Source organism: Arthrobacter sp. UYEF36 (genome assembly GCF_040547025.1).
In the GTDB taxonomy this organism is placed as follows: Bacteria; Actinomycetota; Actinomycetes; order Actinomycetales; family Micrococcaceae; genus Arthrobacter.
On the sequence record NZ_JBEPOX010000005.1, the window covers coordinates 234,105 to 251,296 of the forward strand.

Sequence of the window (17,192 nt, forward strand, 5' to 3'; positions counted from 1 at the left end):
TTTAGTAGAACTGTTGGCCCGTGCGGCGGGTGTAAAGCTGGCGGGCGATCCGCTCCCCCGCGGCCATCCAGGCCTTGTACTTCAACGGGCTCAGCACCTGGTCGTAGCAGCCGACGAAGTCGGTCACGGTCTTGCTGAAGCTGGTCTTGAACAGGCCCAGCCCATGGAACGGGTTGGACGTGTCCTTGAGCTGGTCGCTGGGGGGTGTGCCGCAGAAGTCGTATTCGGTGCAGCCGAGGTCCTTGAGCTGGGTGATGGCCGTCCACTGCACCAGGTGGGAGTCGCCGTACTGGCCGCGTTTCTGCAGCGAGCCGCCGTCCTTGTAGGTGCCCTTGCGGCCGTAGTTGATGACGAAGGCGCCCACGGAGGGCACACCGTCCTCGTAGACGAAGAGCAGCCTGCCCTGGCCGCGGCTGATGAAGTTGGTCCAGAACTGCCGGTAGTACTCGTATTCCCGGACCCGGACCTGGGACTTGGCTTCCACGGTGTTGGTCATCAGCGCGTACATGGCGCGGAAATTATCCTCGGTGGGTTCCATGTTGTGGACCACCACGTCCTCGCGGATGGCGCGGCGGACGGCGTTGCGGCCGCGGGAGTGCAGATTGCGCAGCAGCTGGTTTTGTTCCGGGGAGATGTCGAGCAGGGCCGTGGAGTCGTTGGGCTGCAGGTTGTGGGTCTTGACCAGCCCGGCGGCTTCGATCACTCCCTTGGCTTCCGGGGAGAGGACAATGTCCGGCTCGACCTTGATGGCGAAGACGCCCAGCCGGGCGCGCTTGACGAATTCGGCGTTGGCCGCGGCGATGCCGGGGATGTCCTCGACCGATGCCACATCGGGGCCCTTGATCAGGTACCAGAGCTTGCCCAGGAGCGGGAAGGACTTCTCCAGAATGAGGTTGTAGCTCGTGTAATCGGCCGTCTCGTACACGAGGTGAAGGGGTTTCCAGCCAAAGTGCTGCTTGACCTCGGCGAAGGCTTCCGATTGCAGGAGATTGCCGCCATTGGGGTTCGCGGTGACGTGGGTGTCCCAGTTGGCGATCTCTTCGGCAGAGGCGAAGCGGGCGGTGAATTCACGCAAGGGTGCGGCATCCAATCATTGCGGTACGAGCGTCGGCGGGCATGCGGACATGCAGTTTCAAGTCTATCCGCCCGGCCCCATGTTCCCGGCCGGAGCGGACGCGCTACGCTGGAAGCATGCCCGCTGATCAGCAATCATTGGCCGCAGGATCCGGAAGCCAGGGTCGCACGCCCGGAAAGCTCGCGCTGGGCGCCCAAATGCTGGGATTGTTGGCCTTTCTCGCGGCCTCGGCCCTGGTCGCGGGACTGGGCGGACTGGCCACCGCCAACAACGTCAACGGCTGGTATGCCACCGCGGACAAGGCACCGTGGTCGCCGCCGAACTGGTTGTTCGGGCCGGTCTGGACGGCACTCTACATCGCGATGGCCGTGGCGGCCTGGCTGGTCTGGCGCCGGCAGGCGGAGGGGACCAGGCCCGCCCTCACCGCCTACGCCGTGCAGTTGGTGCTGAACCTGCTGTGGACGCCGGTTTTCTTCGGGCTGTACCCGGCGCTCGGCACACCGGCCCTGTGGATCGCCTTTGGCGTCATTGTGGCCCTGGCGGTGGCCGTGGCCGTCACAGCGCTCCGCTTCGGACCGATCAGCCGGACGGCCGGACTTCTGTTGCTGCCCTACCTCGCTTGGATCGTGTTCGCTTCGTCGCTGAACCTCTGGGTTGCGCTGTACAACTGACTCAGCACTCCACCACATTCACGGCGAGGCCGCCCATCGCGGTTTCCTTGTATTTGGAGCTCATGTCCTTGCCGGTCTCCCGCATGGTCACGATGACCTCGTCGAGGGACACCCGGTGCGAGCCGTCGCCCCAGAGCGCCATCTTGGCGGCGTTGATGGCTTTCGCTGCCGCGATGGCGTTCCGTTCGATGCAGGGGATCTGCACGAGCCCGCCGATCGGGTCGCAGGTCAGGCCGAGGTTGTGCTCCATCGCGATTTCCGCGGCGTTTTCCACCTGCTGCGGCGTGCCGCCCATGACTTCGGCCAGGCCGGCGGCGGCCATCGACGACGCCGAGCCCACCTCGCCCTGGCAGCCGACCTCGGCGCCGGAGATCGAGGCCTGTTCCTTGTAGAGCACCCCGATCGCGGCGGCGGTCAGCAGGAACTTGACCACCACGTCGTCCCGGTCGGCCTGGGTGGCTTTGTCCATGCCCGGCGCGAAGTGCAGGGCGTAGTAGAGGACGGCGGGGATGATGCCGGCGGCGCCGTTCGTCGGGGCGGTGACCACGCGGCCGCCCGAGGCGTTTTCCTCGTTCACGGCCAGGGCGATCAGGTTGACCCATTCCTGCCAGTATTTCGGGTCCCGGTAGTCGGGGTCCTGCCCGCGGGTTTCCTTCATGAGCCGTTCGTGCCAGTCCGGCGCGCGGCGGCGGACCTTGAGCCCGCCGGGCAGCAGTCCCTCGCGCCTGAGGCTGACCTCGACGCAGCTTTCCATCACGGAGTAGATGTGCAGGAGGCCTTCGCGGATCTCGGCCTCGGTCCGGGAGGCCCGCTCGTTGACGAACATGATCTCGCCGATCGAGAGGCCCTTGGACTGGCAGCGGCCCAGCAGTTCCGCGGCGGTGCGGAAGGGCAGGGGCAGTTCCTTCTTGGACTCGGCGAGTTCCTTGAGCGCCGCGTCCTCCTCGCCCTCGCGGACGATGAAGCCGCCTCCCACGGAGAAGAACGTTGCGCTGTGCAGCACTTCGCCGTCGGCACCGGACACCGTGAAGGTCATGCCGTTGGTGTGCCGCGGGAGGATGGTCAGGGGACGCAGGACCATATCCTCCACGCCGTAGGGCAGCGGGATACCCGCCCCTTCGCCGGCGCCGGCCAGCTGCAGCGTACCTGTTTCGGCAATCGTGGCGAGCCGTTCCTCCACTTCCTCGGGGAGGATCAGCTCGGGGTGGAAGCCCTCCAGGCCCAGGAGGATGGCGGTCATGGTGCCGTGGCCGTGGCCGGTGGCGGCGAGGGAACCGTAGAGGTCCACCCGCAGCGCCGCCGCATCCACCAGCTTGCCAAGGGATTTGAGCTCCTCTGCGAACACGGCGGCAGCCCGCATCGGGCCCACGGTGTGTGAACTGGAGGGCCCTATGCCGATGGAAAAAAGATCAAAGACACCAACAGCCATAGCCGGGTTCCTAACTTGATAATCGTGGGGGCGGCAGGTGAGCCGGGGCCCTTTGGGACCGGCATCCGGAAGCGTGCGTCCAAGGGAGCGTCACGTCCGCCCAGCGGGCGTCTTCGCGACCGAGCACGCGGAGGATGCCGGCCCCAACGGGCCCGGACAGAGGTCAGCTGAGGTTGGCAACCGAGGGGTAGAGCGGGTGGGCGGCGGCGAGGGCCTCCACCCGGGAGCGCAGACCCGACAGGTCGGCGCCGGCATCGGCGATCAGTGCCTCCGCGATGATGTCCGCGACTTCGGTGAACGCCGCCTCGCCGAACCCGCGGGTGGCCAGCGCGGGGGTGCCGATGCGCAGCCCGGAAGTGACCATCGGCGGGCGCGGGTCAAAGGGGACCGCGTTGCGGTTGACGGTGATGTCGATCGCGGCGAGGCGGTCCTCGGCTTCCTGGCCGTTGAGCTCGCAGCTGCGCAGGTCCACCAGGACCAGGTGCACGTCGGTGCCGCCGGAGATCACGTTGATGCCCTTGGCGGTGACGTCCGGCTGGACCAGGCGCTCGGCGAGGATCCGGGCGCCGGCCAGCACACGCTCCTGGCGTTCCTTGAACTCGGGGGACGCGGCGATCTTGAACGCCACGGCCTTGCCCGCGATCACGTGCTCCAGCGGGCCGCCCTGCTGGCCGGGGAACACTGCCGAGTTGATCTTCTTGGCGATGTCGGCGTCGTTGGAGAGAATGATGCCGCCGCGCGGACCGGCAAGGGTCTTGTGCGTGGTGGACGTCGTGACGTGCGCGTGCGGCACCGGGGACGGGTGCAGGCCCGCGGCGACGAGCCCGGCGAAGTGCGCCATGTCCACCATCAGGTAAGCGCCCACCGAATCGGCGATCCGGCGGAACTCGGCGAAGTCCAGCTGCCGGGCGTACGCCGACCAGCCGGCGACGATCAGCTGCGGCTTGTGCTCGACGGCGAGGCGTTCCACCTCGGCCATGTCGATCCGGTGGTCATCCTCCCGGACCTGGTACGGGACCACGTTGTAGAGCCGGCCGGAGAAGTTGATCTTCATCCCGTGCGTGAGGTGCCCGCCGTGCGCCAGGTTCAGGCCCATGATCGTGTCACCCGGACGGATCAGGGCATGCATGACGGAGGCGTTCGCCTGCGCGCCGGAGTGCGGCTGGACGTTCGCGTATTCGGCGCCGAACAGGGCCTTGACCCGGTCGATCGCGAGCTGTTCGATCACGTCAACGTGCTCGCAGCCGCCGTAGTAACGCTTGCCCGGGTAGCCCTCGGCGTACTTGTTCGTCAGCACCGACCCCTGCGCCTGCATCACGGCCCTGGCGGTGTGGTTCTCCGAGGCGATCATTTCCAGGCCGTCCCGCTGGCGGGCCAGCTCGGCATCGATCCTCGCGGCGATCTCCGGATCCAGCGCGGACAAATCCGCGTCCAGGCTCGGGGAAACTACCTGCTCAAGGGCGGCGCCGGCGGCTGTGGCTGTGCCTGCGGCCGTGCTCACAGTTCGCCGCCGTTCTTGGATGCGTACTCCTGGGCGGAGAGCAGCGGGCCGTCCGATTCGGCGGCGACCTTGAAGAGCCAGCCTGCACCGTAGGGGTCGCTGTTGATCAGCGCGGGGTCCTCGACGACGGCCGGGTTGGTTTCGGTGACCTCTCCGGTCACCGGGGCGTACAGGTCCGAGACGGACTTGGTGGACTCCACCTCGCCGCAGGTCTCCCCCGCCGTCACCGTGGCGCCGACCTCGGGCAGGTCCACGTAGACAATGTCGCCGAGGGCGTCCGTGGCGATCGCCGAGATGCCGATGGACACAATGTTGGATCCGGCGTTGCCGGAGTCCCGCGCAACCCACTCGTGCTCGTCGGAGTACTGCAGTTCAGGGGCAACTCTTGCCATGTGTTTTTTTCCTCAGTCTTGGAGTGGTCGTGGGTGCTAAATCTAAGGTCTACTTTTGGCGCTTGTAGAACGGCAGGGCGACGACTTCGAACGGTTCGGCCTTGCCGCGGAGGTCGATGTCCAGGGCCCTGCCGGGTTCGCTGAACTCGACGTCGACGTAGGCCATCGCGACCGGGTAGCCCAGGGTCGGGCTGGGCTGGCCGGAGGTTACTTCACCGACGGTGTTGCCGTCCTTCAGGACCGGGTAGTGGCCGCGTCCGGCCCGGCGGCCGAGGCCCTTGAGGCCGACGAGCTTGCGGCCCGTACTGTTGCCTGCGCCGGCTTCCTTCTTGGCGGCGAGGGCAGCCTTGCCGACAAAGTCGCCTTCCTTGGAGAGTGCCACGACCGGGCCCAGTCCGGCGGTGAACGGGTCGCCGTCGACGGAGAGTTCGTTGCCGTAGAGCGGCATCCCGGCCTCGAGCCGGAGCGAGTCGCGGGACGCGAGTCCGGCGGGTGTCAGTTCGCCGTCCTCGGCGATGGCCACGAGCGCCTGCCAGAGGGCGGCGGCGTCGTCGTTCGCGACGAAGATCTCAAAGCCGTCCTCACCGGTGTAGCCGGTGCGGGCGAGGAGGAGTTCCCGGCTGGTGCCGCCGAACATAAAGGGGACGTCAACGGCGGCGTAGTACTTCAGTCCCGTGACGAGTTCGTGCTGCGCGGCCGGAACAAGGCGCAGCAGGATCTCCTCGGCTTTGGGACCCTGGACCGCGATCAGCGAGGTCACAGCGGAGGCGTCCTCAACAGTGACGTCGAATCCTCCCTCTTTGCCGGAACCGGCCCGCTCGGCCATGGCCGCGGCCACTACCTTCGCGTTGCCCGCGTTCGGGACCACCAGGAACTTCTGGTCACCGCGGCGGTAGGTGATGAGGTCGTCGATGATGCCGCCGTCCTCGTTGCAGATCAGCGAGTACTTGGCCTTGCCGACCGCCATCGCGGAGATCTTGCCGACCAGGGCGTAGTCCAGGAAGGCGGCTGCGTCCGGGCCGGTGACCCATACTTCGCCCATGTGGGAGAGGTCGTAGAGGCCCGCGGACTTGCGGACGGCGTGGTGTTCGGCCAGTTCGGAGCTGTACTTGAGCGGCATCTGCCACCCGCCGAAGTCCGTGAAGGAGGCGCCGAGCTTCTTATGCTCTTCGTAGAGTGCCGTGTAGTTCTCAGTCATCGTTGGCTGTCCTTAGTTCGCGGAGTCGTCGGAGTGGTCCTCGAAGGCCTCGAGGGGAGGGCAGGAGCAGATCAGGTTGCGGTCTCCGGCGGCGCCGTCGATCCGGCCGACCGGCGGGAAGTACTTGTCCTGCTTGAGCGTGTGGACCGGGAAGACGGCCTGCTCGCGCGCGTACTCGCGGTCCCAGTCGCTGCTGATGACGGCGGCAGCGGTGTGCGGGGAGTTCCGCAGCGGGCTGTTCTCGACGGTGAAGGCGCCGTGTGCCACCTGGTCGACCTCGGCGCGGATGGAGATCATGGCTGTGATGAAGCGATCGATCTCGCCGATGTCCTCGGACTCGGTGGGTTCGACCATCAGGGTTCCGGCCACCGGGAACGCCAGGGTGGGGGCGTGGAAGCCGTAGTCGATCAGGCGCTTGGCGACGTCCTCGGCGGTCACGCCGGTCCTGGCGGTGAGTTCGCGCAGGTCCAGGATGCATTCGTGGGCCACGAGTCCGCCTTCGCCGGTGTAGAGCACGGGGAAGAAGTCGTTCAGGCGGGCCGCGATGTAGTTGGCTGCGAGCAGCGCGGACTTGGTGGCCTCCGTGAGGCCCTGGCCGCCCATGAGCTTCACGTAAGCCCAGGAGATCGGCAGCACACCGGCCGAGCCGTAGCGGGAGGCGGAGATCGGGGTGCCGCTTTCGCCGTTGGCGGGATCCGCTGCATTGCCCGGCATGAACGGTGCCAGGTGGGCCTTGGCTGCGACCGGGCCGACGCCGGGGCCGCCGCCGCCGTGCGGGATGCAGAAGGTCTTGTGCAGGTTCAGGTGCGAGACGTCGCCGCCGAACATGCCGGGCTGGGCCAGTCCGACGAGGGCGTTGAGGTTGGCGCCATCGATGTAGACCTGGCCGCCGGCGGCGTGGATGGCGTCGCAGACCTCGCGGACGTCGGCGTCGTACACACCGTGGGTGGACGGGTAGGTGATCATGATCGCGGACAGCGCGTCCTGGTGCAGCTCGATCTTGGCCCGCAGGTCCGCGTGGTCGATCGTGCCGTCGGCGGCGGTGGCCACGACGACGACCTTCATCCCGGCAAGGACCGCAGAGGCGGCGTTGGTGCCGTGCGCGGAGGCCGGGATCAGGCAGATGGTGCGCTGGGCGTCGCCTCGGGAGAGGTGGTAGCCGCGGATGGCCAGCAGCCCGGCGAGCTCGCCCTGCGACCCGGCGTTGGGCTGGATGGACACCTGGTCGTACCCGGTGATCTCGGTCAGCTGGGCTTCGAGGTCCTCGATCAGTTCGCGCCAGCCGGCGGTCTGGGATTCCGGGGCGAAGGGGTGGATGGAGGCAAACTCCGGCCAGGAGATGGCTTCCATCTCGGCCGTGGCGTTCAGCTTCATGGTGCACGAACCCAGCGGGATCATGGTGCGGTCCAGGGCCAGATCGCGGTCCGAGAGCCGGCGGATGTAGCGCAGCAGCTGCGTCTCGGAGCGGTGCGTGTTGAAGACCGGGTGCTGCAGGTATTCGGAGGTGCGCTCGACGGCGGCATCCAGCGCGAAGGCGGTGTCCGAGCCTGCGGCAGGCTCGGTCACCGTCGCACCAAAGGCGGCGACGACGTCGGCGACGATGGCCGCCGTCGTGGCTTCATCGGCGGAGATGCCGACGGTGTCCGCGTCGATGCCGCGCAGGTTGATGCCCTTCGCGTCGGCGGCGGCGAGGATCTGGGCGGCCTTGCCGGGGACCGAGACGGTGACGGTGTCGAAGAAGCTGGTGTGCAGCACGTCCAGACCGGCGGCCTTCAGTGAGGCGGCGATGGTCCGGGCGTGGCCGTGGGTGGTCTCAGCGATTGCCTTCAGGCCGTCCGGGCCGTGGTACACGGCGTAGAAGGAGGAGACGATCGCCAGCAGGGCCTGCGCGGTGCAGATGTTGGAGGTGGCCTTCTCGCGGCGGATGTGCTGCTCGCGGGTCTGCAGCGCCAGGCGGTAGGCCGGGACGCCGGCGTTGTCCTTGGAGACGCCGACCAGGCGGCCGGGCATGGACCGCTCGAGGCCCTTCTGGACCGCCATGTAGGCGGCGTGCGGGCCGCCGAAGAACAGCGGGACGCCGAGACGCTGGGCGGAGCCGACGGCGATGTCGGCGCCCTGCTCGCCGGGCGGGGTGATGAGGGTCAGCGACAGGAGGTCCGCGGCAACGGTGACGAGGGCGCCGCGTTCCTTGGCGTCGGCGATGACGGCGGTGTGGTCGAGGACGCGGCCGGAGGCGCCGGGCTGCTGCAGGACAACGCCGTTGATGACGCCGTCGGGCAGGCCTTTGGAGAGGTCGGCGACCTCAACCTCGAAGCCGAGCGCCTCGGCGCGGCCCTTGACGATCGCGATGGTCTGCGGCAGGCAGTCGGCGTCGAGGACGGTCTTGCCGTCGTGGGCGGACTTGTTCTTATTGGCCCGGCGCATCATCAGCACGGCCTCAGCGACGGCGGTGGCTTCGTCCAGCAGCGAGGCGTTGGCGATGGGCAGGCCAACGAGGTCCTGGACCATGGTCTGGAAGTTCAGCAGTGCCTCGAGCCGGCCCTGCGAGATTTCCGGCTGGTACGGGGTGTAGGCCGTGTACCAGGCCGGGGCTTCGAGGATGTTGCGGCGAATGACGGCCGGGGTGAGGGTGTCGTAATAGCCCTGTCCGATCATCTGGACGGCGGTTTTGTTCTTCGCGGCGAGCTTGCGCAGCTCGGCGAGGACCTCGACTTCGCTGAGCGCCTGGCCGAGGGCCAGCGCGGAGTCCTGCCGGATGTCCTTCGGGACGGCCGTGTCCACGAGCGCATCGACGGTGTCGTAGCCGACAGCCTTCAGCATGGCGTCGACGTCGGCCTGGCGGCGGGCGCCGATGTGCCGGTCAACGAAGGACGTGGAGGCTGAGGTAACAGTCACAAGGAACTCCATAACTAAGGCGGCGCAGGGTACGCCACATTGATTCGGGTTCCTCCCCACTCTGTATTGGACCTGAGAGTTTCCGCGCAGCCGTGCTCTCGCATGGCTCCGCTTGCACCGTCGGTGAGCACAGCATGTCAAAAGACAGCCTGCTACTTTCCAGAGTTGCCTTGCCGCGGCGGTACATGGGCCTGAGAGATTCCTGGGGAGGGTTTGCTCCTACGGCGCCTGCTTGTACCTACTTGCAGAACTCTCCCGCCGCAGATCAAAGGCATATTAAGTTGGCGTGACAACAGTCACAGCCTCTATTGTCCTACGCCCGGCCCGCGTCCGCAAACCAGTGACGCGCCAGGGCCGCCGTCGGTCGCGGAGTCGCGGGAAAGCTGCGGTGTCGCCGTAACGTTCCCGCGACCCCGGCACGCGTCCGGCGATTTCGGCGGGCCGGGGCGGCTGGTCCGGTCAGCGGCGGAGCCGCTCAAGGGCGGTGAGCAGGCTTTCGACGTCGGGGCCGACCTCCGGGAGCGGACCGCCCGGGCCTCGCGCCAGCATGGCGTTGAAATACAGCCCGTCGCCCATGTAGAGAACCGGCTTGGCCATGGCGGGGCCGACGTCGGCCGCCAGCAGTTCCAGCCAGCTCGCCTGGACCGCGGCCATCCGGCGCAAGGTTTCCTGGTGGGCCACTTCCGCCAGCCGGGTGGCGGCCACGAAGACCCGGTCCAGCGGCGTGTCCGCCCAGACGGAGGACTTGATGAAGAACGCCGCGGCGCCTTCCGGGGCGGCGGCCATGGCGGCGAGGTCCTCGGCGAGCAGCCGGTCCAGCCGTTCCAGCAGGACGGAAATCATCGCCTCCTTGTTGGGGAAGTGGTAGAGCAGCCCGCCCTTGGAGACGCCGGCCAGCCGGGCCACGGCATCCAGCGTCGCGGCACGTTCGCCCTCTTCGATGAGCAGGGCTTCGAACGCGTCAAGGACGGCTTCGCGGGCGACGGGTTTTCTGGCCATGGTTCCAATCATGCCCCGTGGCGGGGCCAAGTCCTTGCGTTCAGTTTCATAACTATACCGTCCAGACGGTACAGTTATGTCTATGAGCAACACTTCCCTTTCCCGCAGCAGCACCGTCGGCAACTGCGCCGCCGGCAACTCCGCCGCCGGAACGACACAGCCCCCGGCGCCGCGTGCGCCGTGGCGCGACTGGCTGGCGCTGGCACTGCTGATGTTCCCCGTGCTGCTCGTGGCCGTCGACAACACGGCCCTGACCTTCGCGTTGCCCGCCATCGCGCGCAGCCTCGACGCCTCCGGCGTGGAGCTGCTGTGGATTGTTGACGCCTATCCCCTGGTCCTCGCCGGTCTCCTCGTGGCGATGGGCAGCCTCGGTGACAGGATCGGCCGCCGCCGGCTGCTGTTCATCGGCAGCACGGGCTTCGCTGCCGTCTCGGCGGTCACGGCCTTTGCCCCCAGCGCGGAATGGCTCATTGCCGGGCGTGCGGGGCTGGGGTTCTTCGGCGCCATGCTGATGCCCTCCACCCTTTCCCTGATCCGCAACATCTTCCCCGAGCCCAACCGGCGCCGGCTGGCCGTGGCCATTTGGGCCGCCGGTTTCTCCGGCGGTGCCGCCCTGGGCCCGATCTTCGGCGGCTGGCTGGTGGAGCACTTCTGGTGGGGCGCGGTGCTGCTGGTTGCCGTGCCGATCATCCTGCCGCTGCTGGTCCTGGGTCCGGCCCTGATCCCGGAATCCCGGGACCCGAACCCGGGCCGGGTGGACGTGCCCAGCATCCTCCTGTCCCTGCTGGTCATGGTGCCGGTGGTCTACGGCATCAAAATCCTGGCCACGCACGGACTGGCACTGGAACCGCTGGCCGCCGTCGCCTTTGGACTGCTGATGGGTTACGTCTTCATCCGGCGGCAGCGGCAGCTCCTGGCGGCGAGCCTGCCGCTGGACGCCGCGGCACACGGCACGGTACCGGGCGGCCCCGCCGCCGGAAGCCCCGCCGCCGGAAGCCCCGCCGCGGGAAGCCCCGCGGAACGAAACCCCGCGGAACGAAACCGCACCGCTCCGCTGCTGGATCTCAGCCTTTTTGGCAACCGGGTCTTCAGCACCGCCATCATCGCGAACGTGCTGGCGCTGTTCTCCTTCAACGGCTTCATCCTCTTCCTTGCCCAGCACCTGCAGTTGCTCGAGGGACAGTCCCCCTCGGAATCCGGCGTCGCCATGGTCCCCGCGCTTATCGCCACCGTCCTGGCCGGGCTGCTGGTGGTGCCGCTGGTAAAGAAGGTCCGCCCCGGTTTCGTGGTCGCCGGCGGGTTGCTCCTGAGCGCCGGCGGCTACTTCCTCGTGGCTTTCGGCGATCACGGCAACGGCCCGGCGCTGCTGCTGGCTGCCCTGCTGGTGCTGTGCCTTGGCGTCGGCGCCGCGGAGACCATCTCCAACGACCTGATCCTCGGCGCCGCCCCGGCAGAGAAGTCCGGGGCGGCGGCCGCGATTTCCGAGACCGGCTACGAAATCGGTTCCCTGCTGGGCACGGCCATCCTCGGCTCCATCCTGACGGCTTCCTACCAGGGAAATCTCCGGCTTCCGGCCGGCGCCGTGGACGCGGCACCGGCTGAGGCATCAGCGCAGGCGGGCGAGACGCTCGCCGGGGCCGTGGAACTGGCACAGGCCCTGCCGGGACCGCTGGCGGAGGCCGTGATGACCGCCGCCCGGTCGGCATTCGATTCCGGCGTCCACATCACGGCCACTATCGCCCTCGTGCTCATGGCAGGGGCATCAGTGCTTGCCGCCGTCGCGCTCCGGAAGGTGCCGACCGCCAAGTAGCCTGGCGACTGGAACGCCCCGAGCCGGCAGGGCGGCTTAAACGCCCAGCGCCCGGCGCCGGTGGGAACCGGGGCCGGGCGCTGGGGACCGCGGGGGAACGCTACTTGCTGTCCGCCGTGGTGACACTGGAGTTGGCCCGCATCGTCTCCGCGTTGACCAGCCAGGCGTACTGCTCAAACTTGGCAATAAACTCGTGCAGCAGGTCCGCCGTGGTGGGGTCCTCTTCGTCCACTTCGTCATGGACTTTGCGCATGGTGCCGACAGCAGCCTCCAAGGCCGCCACGATCCGCTCAATGGCGTCCTTGGTGTTGATCAGGCCGTTGGGGAACTCGGCGAGCGAGGTGGACTTGGACACCGTGGAACTGCGGCCGTCCGGAAGAGCGTGAAGGGCGCGCATGCGCTCCGCCAGATCATCCGCGAAGGCGCGGGCAGATTCGATAATCTCGTCCAGCTGCAGGTGAAGGTCCCGGAAGTTCGTTCCGACGATGTTCCAGTGGGCCTGCTTGCCCTGAACGTGAATTTCGATCAGGTCAACGAGCACCGCCTGCAGGTTCGTCGTGAGGGTCGGTGAAGCTTTCATGCGTCCTCCTGAGTAGGTGCGATACCGTTGCATCCGGCATCGCTAGGTCCGATATCTCCGACGCTACCGCAGGGCGCAACAGGACCGCGACGGTCCCCGGATAATTTCTCGGTCAGCTTACTAAGTCGGCTTACTAACGACGGCGGGCGCTCCCTGGACGGCGCAGCCAGCCGCCCGGGCGGGGCTCACCAGAAATGCGCGACGTCGATCACGAGCCGTGAGCCCGCGTCCGGACCTTCCAGGGTGAACACGCGGAACGGCAGCCGTGCCCGGACCCCAAGGCCAAGGCTTGAATAGCCTTCGAAGCTGCCGGCCCAGGCGACCTGCCGGAACGTCTGGTAACCGCTGACGTTGCTCAGTTCGTTCCGGTCTGCCGGGTTGTAGGTGGCGTTGCCGTTGTCATCATAGGCCGGGGCGTTGGCCGTGATCTGGAGGAACGCCTGGCCCCGCAGCGGGACAGGGAATCCCGAACCGTCCTGCGCCACCTGCGGAACATAGCGGACGGTGTAGCCGGCGACGGGCCCGTTGAGGTCGATGACCAGCCGGTCGAAGCAGTAGTGCTGCCCCGTACGGACATTCGTCACCTGCGCCTGGCTCATCGCCGGATCCGCCTTCACCAGCGACCCCCACACCAGTCCGCAGTAGGGAGCCGCTGCAGCGGGACCGGGCGCCACGAGCCCCGATCCGACAGCCATCAGGATAGCCACCAGCCATACCCGGAACTTCTTCATGTGGGCCGCCCCCTCGAGAGATGAGATAGCTCCAGAATAGGAGCGTTTCCGGCCAGAATCGAGGGGTAAGCCTGATGTGCGTCCAACCGTTAGGCTGCTCTGCGCCGGGTCACAGGACGGTTGCGCGCCGTCGCCGGGCGGCCCGGGAAACTCCGGGCAACGGCGAAGCGCCGGTCCCTTACGGAATCCGGCGCTTCGCGGTGCCTTGCTGGAAAGTTGTGAAGTGGTGATGCGCGGTGGAAGGTCCCCTAGCCTTCGCAGTCGCGGCAGTACTTCAGGCCGTTTTTTTCCTTGGCCACCTGGGACCGGTGTCGGACCAGGAAGCAGGAGGAGCAGGTGAATTCATCGGTCTGCTCGGGAACAACAATGACGGTCAGTTCTTCGCCGGAAAGATCAGCGCCGGGAAGGTCGATGCCTTCGGCGGTGTCGTTCTCATCGACATCGATGACAGCAGTCTGGGCGCCGCCGCCGCGGGACGCCTGAAGTGCCTCCAGCGATTCAGCGGGAGACTCTTCTTCTGTCTTGCGTGGTGCGTCGTAATCGGTAGCCATTTAGGGGTTCACTTTCGTTGCTGCGCAGCGCCATTTCAGGCACCTCAGTGAAGCAGTTTAGGACATTATGCACGCACTTGAAGAAAAGTGTGGCGAATCAGACACTTTGCGTCACGCGGCCCTGCGAAGGGGACAGACCGGGCCCGCCGGAGAGCGCCGGAGAGGCCCAGCGCGCCTCGCTTCCGGGCAACCGGCACGGCTGGCTGTCCGCTCAGGCGACGGGCCAGATGATGAGCGTTTTCCAGGTTGCCGGGTCCGGCTCCGCCGCGGGGTCGCTGAGGTAGTACTCCCACATCGCGTTGCTCGGCGTCAGGCCCTCGGCCTGCATCTTCGCCATGATCGCCCCGTACGTTTCGGGGAGAGTCTCGTAGGGGCCTACGTGCATCGCTTCGAAGGCCCGTCCGGCAGGAAGGGATCCCGCGGTCACACCGCCGTCGTCCCCGCCGGGAAACGGCGCCGCCACCGGAAAGCCCGCCTCGACGTCGACGACGTCGGTCGGCATTCCGCGGTACATCGCGAAGGGCGGCCCGGCCAGCTGGACGTGCTGTTGTTCCGCCGCACTCATTACCGAACTGTACGCGCGGCTGAAGAACTCGCGCAGCCCGTTCATGGGCACGGTTTCGCGCAGCACCGCCGTCGACTGTTCCTGAAGCTGGGTGGACTTGATGTCCGGAGTCTGGTCCGGAGTCGTTTCAGTCATACGCCCAGACTCCGCCGTGCGGATTCCGTGGTCTAGGGCCTAACGTCCCTCCGGCGAAGCGTCCGCACCCGGCGCCGTGCACCCCCGCCGGAGGCTTGGTGCCGGTTGCAAATCAGTCGATCACGGACAGATCGGGGATCCATTTTTCCTGCTCCTCCTGGGCGTTGAACATCAGGATCCAGACGCCGTCCTTGGCCCCGCGGATATCCGTGAAGGGCGTATAGGCGAAGTAGAACTGGTTGCTCGCCTGGGTTTCGGTGTTTTGCAGCTCTAGGACTTTGAACTCAAGTTGCTCCCAGGAGCCGTCATACGGAATGAAGTTGTTGGATTCGTCCACAATAAGCATCTGCTGCGGGTCCGAGAGGCCCGAAAACACAGTCTCCTGGATCGGGGCGGACGGCGCGGAGACTTCGGCGTAGGCCGCGGGAAAGACGGGCGAAACCCGCGACGGCGCCATCTTGGCGTAGTTGCTGCCGGTCGCTGCGGGAGTGGTGCCGGCGCCCTCGTCGGCGCCGTCAGGCTCGACGCTTCGTCGGGCGGTCGCTTCCTTGAGCAGTTCATCGTCGATGATCTCGGCACCCGTGCTTGTCCGGGACACCTTCTTGGCGGCCGCCATCGTGGCCTTCGGCGCGTTGCCGGCCTCCCCCCCGATTGCGTCCTCCCGGTAGACCTCCCGAAGGAACGCCCCGTAGGCCAGCTGGTCATCCCGGCTCTGCTGCTCGAACGTGGATTGGTCCATGGCTTCCAGCACGCTGATCTTCTGCTGCTGCTCCGCTGTCAGGGCCTGGTACGGCGCGCTGCCCGTCAGGGCATTCGACGCCGGGCCCGCCGGTGCGGAGGGGGCGGAAGCCGGGGACGAGACGGTCGTCTGGGTGGGGGTCCCGGTTGTTGCACCGGGCTGGGCGGGGGCCGCGGTCGTGCAGCCGGACAACAGGACGGCCAGAGTGAGCAGGGTTAAGCCGGCGGCCTTGCCGCGGCGAAGGTGCAGGCGTTCAGCGGTCATGGTGTCCCCCAAATAACTCAGGTCTGCCGGTTGTCCCGGCAGGCCGGTCAATAAAATGCCTCGGATGGCTTGGGCAAACCATCCGACGTGATGCGCGCTGTAGGAACATTGTCCACAAAGGGACCGTTCTGTGCCACGGTAGTCCGGCCTGTAATGGGTCAGATCTTGACGACGCAAGGTGGGGAGGGCGCAGCCAGAAAACCCCACTGGAAGGACAAACAAAACCGCGCCGCCACCGGGTCAATTTCCCAGTGACGGCGCGGTTCTTAGTGGGCCCCCTGTCGGATTCGAACCGACGACCCCCGCTTTACAAGAGCGGTGCTCTGGCCAACTGAGCTAAGGAGGCATTCCTGTGCGCCCGCGGGCACCGGGCCGCCGTGAGGGGCCTGGCGCCATGGCGCTAGATAAGGTTAGCCCACGGATGGCCGGTGATAAAAACAGGCCCGGCTCCGGAAGAATCCGGAACCGGGCCTGCAGTTTGCCGTTGGGTCCTGCCGCCTACTGCTTGGCGTCGACGGCGGCCTGGAGGAATTCCTCGAACGGGGTCTGGGCGCTCTCGCCCTTGCCCCACTGCTTGCCGTCAACGAACACGGTGGGCGTGCCGGTGACACCGATGGAGGCCGCCTGCTGGGTGGTGTACTTCACCCACGGACGGAAGGTCTTCTCGTCCACGCACGTTTCGATGCTCTTGGCCCCGGCGTCGGTGGCCATCTTCTTCAGATCCGCATCCGAGATGCCGGCGCCGCCTTCAGCAGGCTGCTTCTCGAACAATGCATTGACGAAGTCCGCGTACTTCTCCGGCGATTCGTTCACAACGCAGGCTGCGGCGTTGGCCGCACGGGAGGAGTAGTTCGTGGTGGAGCGGGTGTCCAGGAAGCCCAGCGGGCGGTATTCCACGCTGATCTTGCCTTCGTTGCGAAGATTCGTGAGGGTCTCGTTGTACTGGGTCTCAAAGTTCTTGCACACGGGGCAGATGAAGTCGATGTAGAGGACCACCTTGACCGGCTTGCCGGCCTCAGCTTCGGCACCGGGAGCGGTCACCTCGGCGGGCGGGGTTTCCGCCGGAGCGGGGATGTCGGCGACCCGGACGGTCGCAGGCTCGGTCTTCGCGACCTCCGAGTTGGCCAGCAGCGTGACGCCGCCGTAGACGTTGCCGTTGGCCGGGGTGGGTCCCTCGTCCGCAATCGGGGCGTTCTTCTGGATGTTCGAGGTGACGACCAGCGCCACCACCACAATGATGGCCACGACGGCGGCAACGATGCCCCAGCCGATGAGCAACTTGTTGCGCTTGTCCTTTTTGACCTGCGCCTCGCGGATTTCACGGGCTTTCTCGCGGGCCGCGGCAGTTCGCTCTGTTTTGGACTGACGGGGTTCGTTTGCGGGGCTCATTAGTTCCTCGGGTCGATCGGCCGGTGATATCCACTGGGTGGCAATTCATCATTTTAGGGGAGAAATCTGGGAACTTGCGCTTTCAACTTTCCTCCCCGCCTCCCAACGGACGAATAGCACAGAAGATTCCGCCGGGCTAGGGTGGATAGGAGCCACGAGCGAACCCCAGGGAGCACCAATGCAGGCAACCAAACACGCCGAATCGGATCCAGAATCCACAGCCGCGGTCGCGCACGGCACCGGCGCGCACGGCGCCAGCGGCACCGAT

General features: G+C 66.9%; 15 protein-coding genes, 1 tRNA gene and 2 riboswitches. Of the genes, 2 read left to right on the forward strand and 14 right to left on the reverse strand.

All coding sequences use genetic code 11. The features are described 5' to 3' along the window. Position 1: 1 nt before the first annotated feature. A complete protein-coding gene (locus ABIB29_RS10185) occupies positions 2 to 1,075 on the reverse strand; it encodes a lipid II:glycine glycyltransferase FemX (protein WP_354172396.1) in 1,074 nt (357 codons plus the stop codon). A 116-nt stretch (positions 1,076 to 1,191) separates the two neighbouring features. Between ABIB29_RS10185 and ABIB29_RS10190 the strand changes: the two genes are divergently transcribed. After that, complete coding sequence (locus tag ABIB29_RS10190) at positions 1,192 to 1,746, forward strand: TspO/MBR family protein (protein ID WP_354172398.1); 555 nt, start codon at positions 1,192 to 1,194, stop codon at positions 1,744 to 1,746. Between the two features lies 1 nt (position 1,747). On the opposite strand, the gene ABIB29_RS10195 is transcribed toward ABIB29_RS10190, so the two are convergent. The 6 genes from ABIB29_RS10195 to ABIB29_RS10220 all read right to left on the reverse strand — a co-directional run bounded on the left by ABIB29_RS10195 (position 1,748) and on the right by ABIB29_RS10220 (position 10,160). Continuing rightward, on the reverse strand, positions 1,748 to 3,175 hold the full coding sequence (locus ABIB29_RS10195) for an L-serine ammonia-lyase (protein WP_354172400.1): 1,428 nt from the start codon (positions 3,173 to 3,175) through the stop codon (positions 1,748 to 1,750). Between the two features lie 163 nt (positions 3,176 to 3,338). Continuing rightward, on the reverse strand, positions 3,339 to 4,676 hold the full coding sequence (glyA, locus tag ABIB29_RS10200) for a serine hydroxymethyltransferase (protein ID WP_354172402.1): 1,338 nt from the start codon (positions 4,674 to 4,676) through the stop codon (positions 3,339 to 3,341). Next, complete coding sequence (gene gcvH / locus ABIB29_RS10205; RefSeq protein ID WP_354172404.1) at positions 4,673 to 5,068, reverse strand: glycine cleavage system protein GcvH; 396 nt, start codon at positions 5,066 to 5,068, stop codon at positions 4,673 to 4,675. The genes glyA and gcvH overlap by 4 nt, the downstream gene beginning before the upstream one ends. A gap of 49 nt (positions 5,069 to 5,117) precedes the next feature. After that, the gene (gcvT, locus tag ABIB29_RS10210; RefSeq protein ID WP_354172406.1) at positions 5,118 to 6,266 is read right to left on the reverse strand and encodes a glycine cleavage system aminomethyltransferase GcvT; all 1,149 of its coding nucleotides are present in this window, start codon (positions 6,264 to 6,266) and stop codon (positions 5,118 to 5,120) included. 12 nt (positions 6,267 to 6,278) lie between these two features. Further along, positions 6,279 to 9,173, reverse strand: a complete 2,895-nt coding sequence (gene gcvP / locus ABIB29_RS10215; RefSeq protein WP_502915589.1) for an aminomethyl-transferring glycine dehydrogenase — start codon at positions 9,171 to 9,173, stop codon at positions 6,279 to 6,281. A 39-nt stretch (positions 9,174 to 9,212) separates the two neighbouring features. Then, positions 9,213 to 9,329, reverse strand: a riboswitch (glycine riboswitch). A gap of 1 nt (position 9,330) precedes the next feature. Further along, a riboswitch (glycine riboswitch) is annotated at positions 9,331 to 9,429 on the reverse strand. A gap of 191 nt (positions 9,430 to 9,620) precedes the next feature. Further along, on the reverse strand, positions 9,621 to 10,160 hold the full coding sequence (locus ABIB29_RS10220) for a TetR/AcrR family transcriptional regulator (RefSeq protein WP_354172410.1): 540 nt from the start codon (positions 10,158 to 10,160) through the stop codon (positions 9,621 to 9,623). A gap of 82 nt (positions 10,161 to 10,242) precedes the next feature. On the opposite strand from ABIB29_RS10220, the gene ABIB29_RS10225 reads away from it, so the two are divergent. Beyond that, positions 10,243 to 11,970 carry an MFS transporter gene (locus ABIB29_RS10225; RefSeq protein ID WP_354172412.1) on the forward strand — a complete coding sequence of 576 codons (1,728 nt, stop codon included), beginning with the start codon at positions 10,243 to 10,245 and terminating at the stop codon, positions 11,968 to 11,970. A 100-nt stretch (positions 11,971 to 12,070) separates the two neighbouring features. Here ABIB29_RS10225 and ABIB29_RS10230 read toward each other — a convergent pair whose 3' ends face one another. The 7 genes from ABIB29_RS10230 to ABIB29_RS10260 form a co-directional block, all read right to left on the reverse strand. Then, positions 12,071 to 12,550, reverse strand: coding sequence for a Dps family protein (locus ABIB29_RS10230; RefSeq protein WP_354172414.1), 480 nt, complete (start codon positions 12,548 to 12,550; stop codon positions 12,071 to 12,073). Positions 12,551 to 12,735: 185 nt separating this feature from the next. Continuing rightward, the gene (locus ABIB29_RS10235) at positions 12,736 to 13,281 is read right to left on the reverse strand and encodes an AMIN-like domain-containing (lipo)protein (protein WP_354172416.1); all 546 of its coding nucleotides are present in this window, start codon (positions 13,279 to 13,281) and stop codon (positions 12,736 to 12,738) included. 248 nt (positions 13,282 to 13,529) lie between these two features. After that, the gene (locus ABIB29_RS10240; protein ID WP_354172418.1) at positions 13,530 to 13,832 is read right to left on the reverse strand and encodes a DUF4193 domain-containing protein; all 303 of its coding nucleotides are present in this window, start codon (positions 13,830 to 13,832) and stop codon (positions 13,530 to 13,532) included. A 211-nt stretch (positions 13,833 to 14,043) separates the two neighbouring features. Then, positions 14,044 to 14,532, reverse strand: a complete 489-nt coding sequence (locus tag ABIB29_RS10245; protein WP_354172419.1) for a GyrI-like domain-containing protein — start codon at positions 14,530 to 14,532, stop codon at positions 14,044 to 14,046. A 112-nt stretch (positions 14,533 to 14,644) separates the two neighbouring features. Continuing rightward, complete coding sequence (locus tag ABIB29_RS10250; RefSeq protein WP_354172421.1) at positions 14,645 to 15,535, reverse strand: hypothetical protein; 891 nt, start codon at positions 15,533 to 15,535, stop codon at positions 14,645 to 14,647. 272 nt (positions 15,536 to 15,807) lie between these two features. Then, positions 15,808 to 15,881, reverse strand: a tRNA-Thr gene (locus ABIB29_RS10255). Between the two features lie 152 nt (positions 15,882 to 16,033). Further along, positions 16,034 to 16,924, reverse strand: coding sequence for a DsbA family protein (locus ABIB29_RS10260; protein WP_354172423.1), 891 nt, complete (start codon positions 16,922 to 16,924; stop codon positions 16,034 to 16,036). Positions 16,925 to 17,192: the final 268 nt, after the last annotated feature.

Coding starts and splice junctions, on each gene's coding strand:
- ABIB29_RS10190 (WP_354172398.1), top strand. CDS start 1,192: ATGCCCGCTGATCAGCAATCATTGGCCGCAGGATCCGGAAGCCAGGGT.
- ABIB29_RS10195 (WP_354172400.1), bottom strand. CDS start 3,175: ATGGCTGTTGGTGTCTTTGATCTTTTTTCCATCGGCATAGGGCCCTCC.
- gcvH (WP_354172404.1), bottom strand. CDS start 5,068: ATGGCAAGAGTTGCCCCTGAACTGCAGTACTCCGACGAGCACGAGTGG.
- gcvT (WP_354172406.1), bottom strand. CDS start 6,266: ATGACTGAGAACTACACGGCACTCTACGAAGAGCATAAGAAGCTCGGC.
- gcvP (WP_502915589.1), bottom strand. CDS start 9,173: ATGGAGTTCCTTGTGACTGTTACCTCAGCCTCCACGTCCTTCGTTGAC.
- ABIB29_RS10220 (WP_354172410.1), bottom strand. CDS start 10,160: ATGGCCAGAAAACCCGTCGCCCGCGAAGCCGTCCTTGACGCGTTCGAA.
- ABIB29_RS10225 (WP_354172412.1), top strand. CDS start 10,243: ATGAGCAACACTTCCCTTTCCCGCAGCAGCACCGTCGGCAACTGCGCC.
- ABIB29_RS10230 (WP_354172414.1), bottom strand. CDS start 12,550: ATGAAAGCTTCACCGACCCTCACGACGAACCTGCAGGCGGTGCTCGTT.
- ABIB29_RS10235 (WP_354172416.1), bottom strand. CDS start 13,281: ATGAAGAAGTTCCGGGTATGGCTGGTGGCTATCCTGATGGCTGTCGGA.
- ABIB29_RS10240 (WP_354172418.1), bottom strand. CDS start 13,832: ATGGCTACCGATTACGACGCACCACGCAAGACAGAAGAAGAGTCTCCC.
- ABIB29_RS10245 (WP_354172419.1), bottom strand. CDS start 14,532: ATGACTGAAACGACTCCGGACCAGACTCCGGACATCAAGTCCACCCAG.
- ABIB29_RS10250 (WP_354172421.1), bottom strand. CDS start 15,535: ATGACCGCTGAACGCCTGCACCTTCGCCGCGGCAAGGCCGCCGGCTTA.
- ABIB29_RS10260 (WP_354172423.1), bottom strand. CDS start 16,924: ATGAGCCCCGCAAACGAACCCCGTCAGTCCAAAACAGAGCGAACTGCC.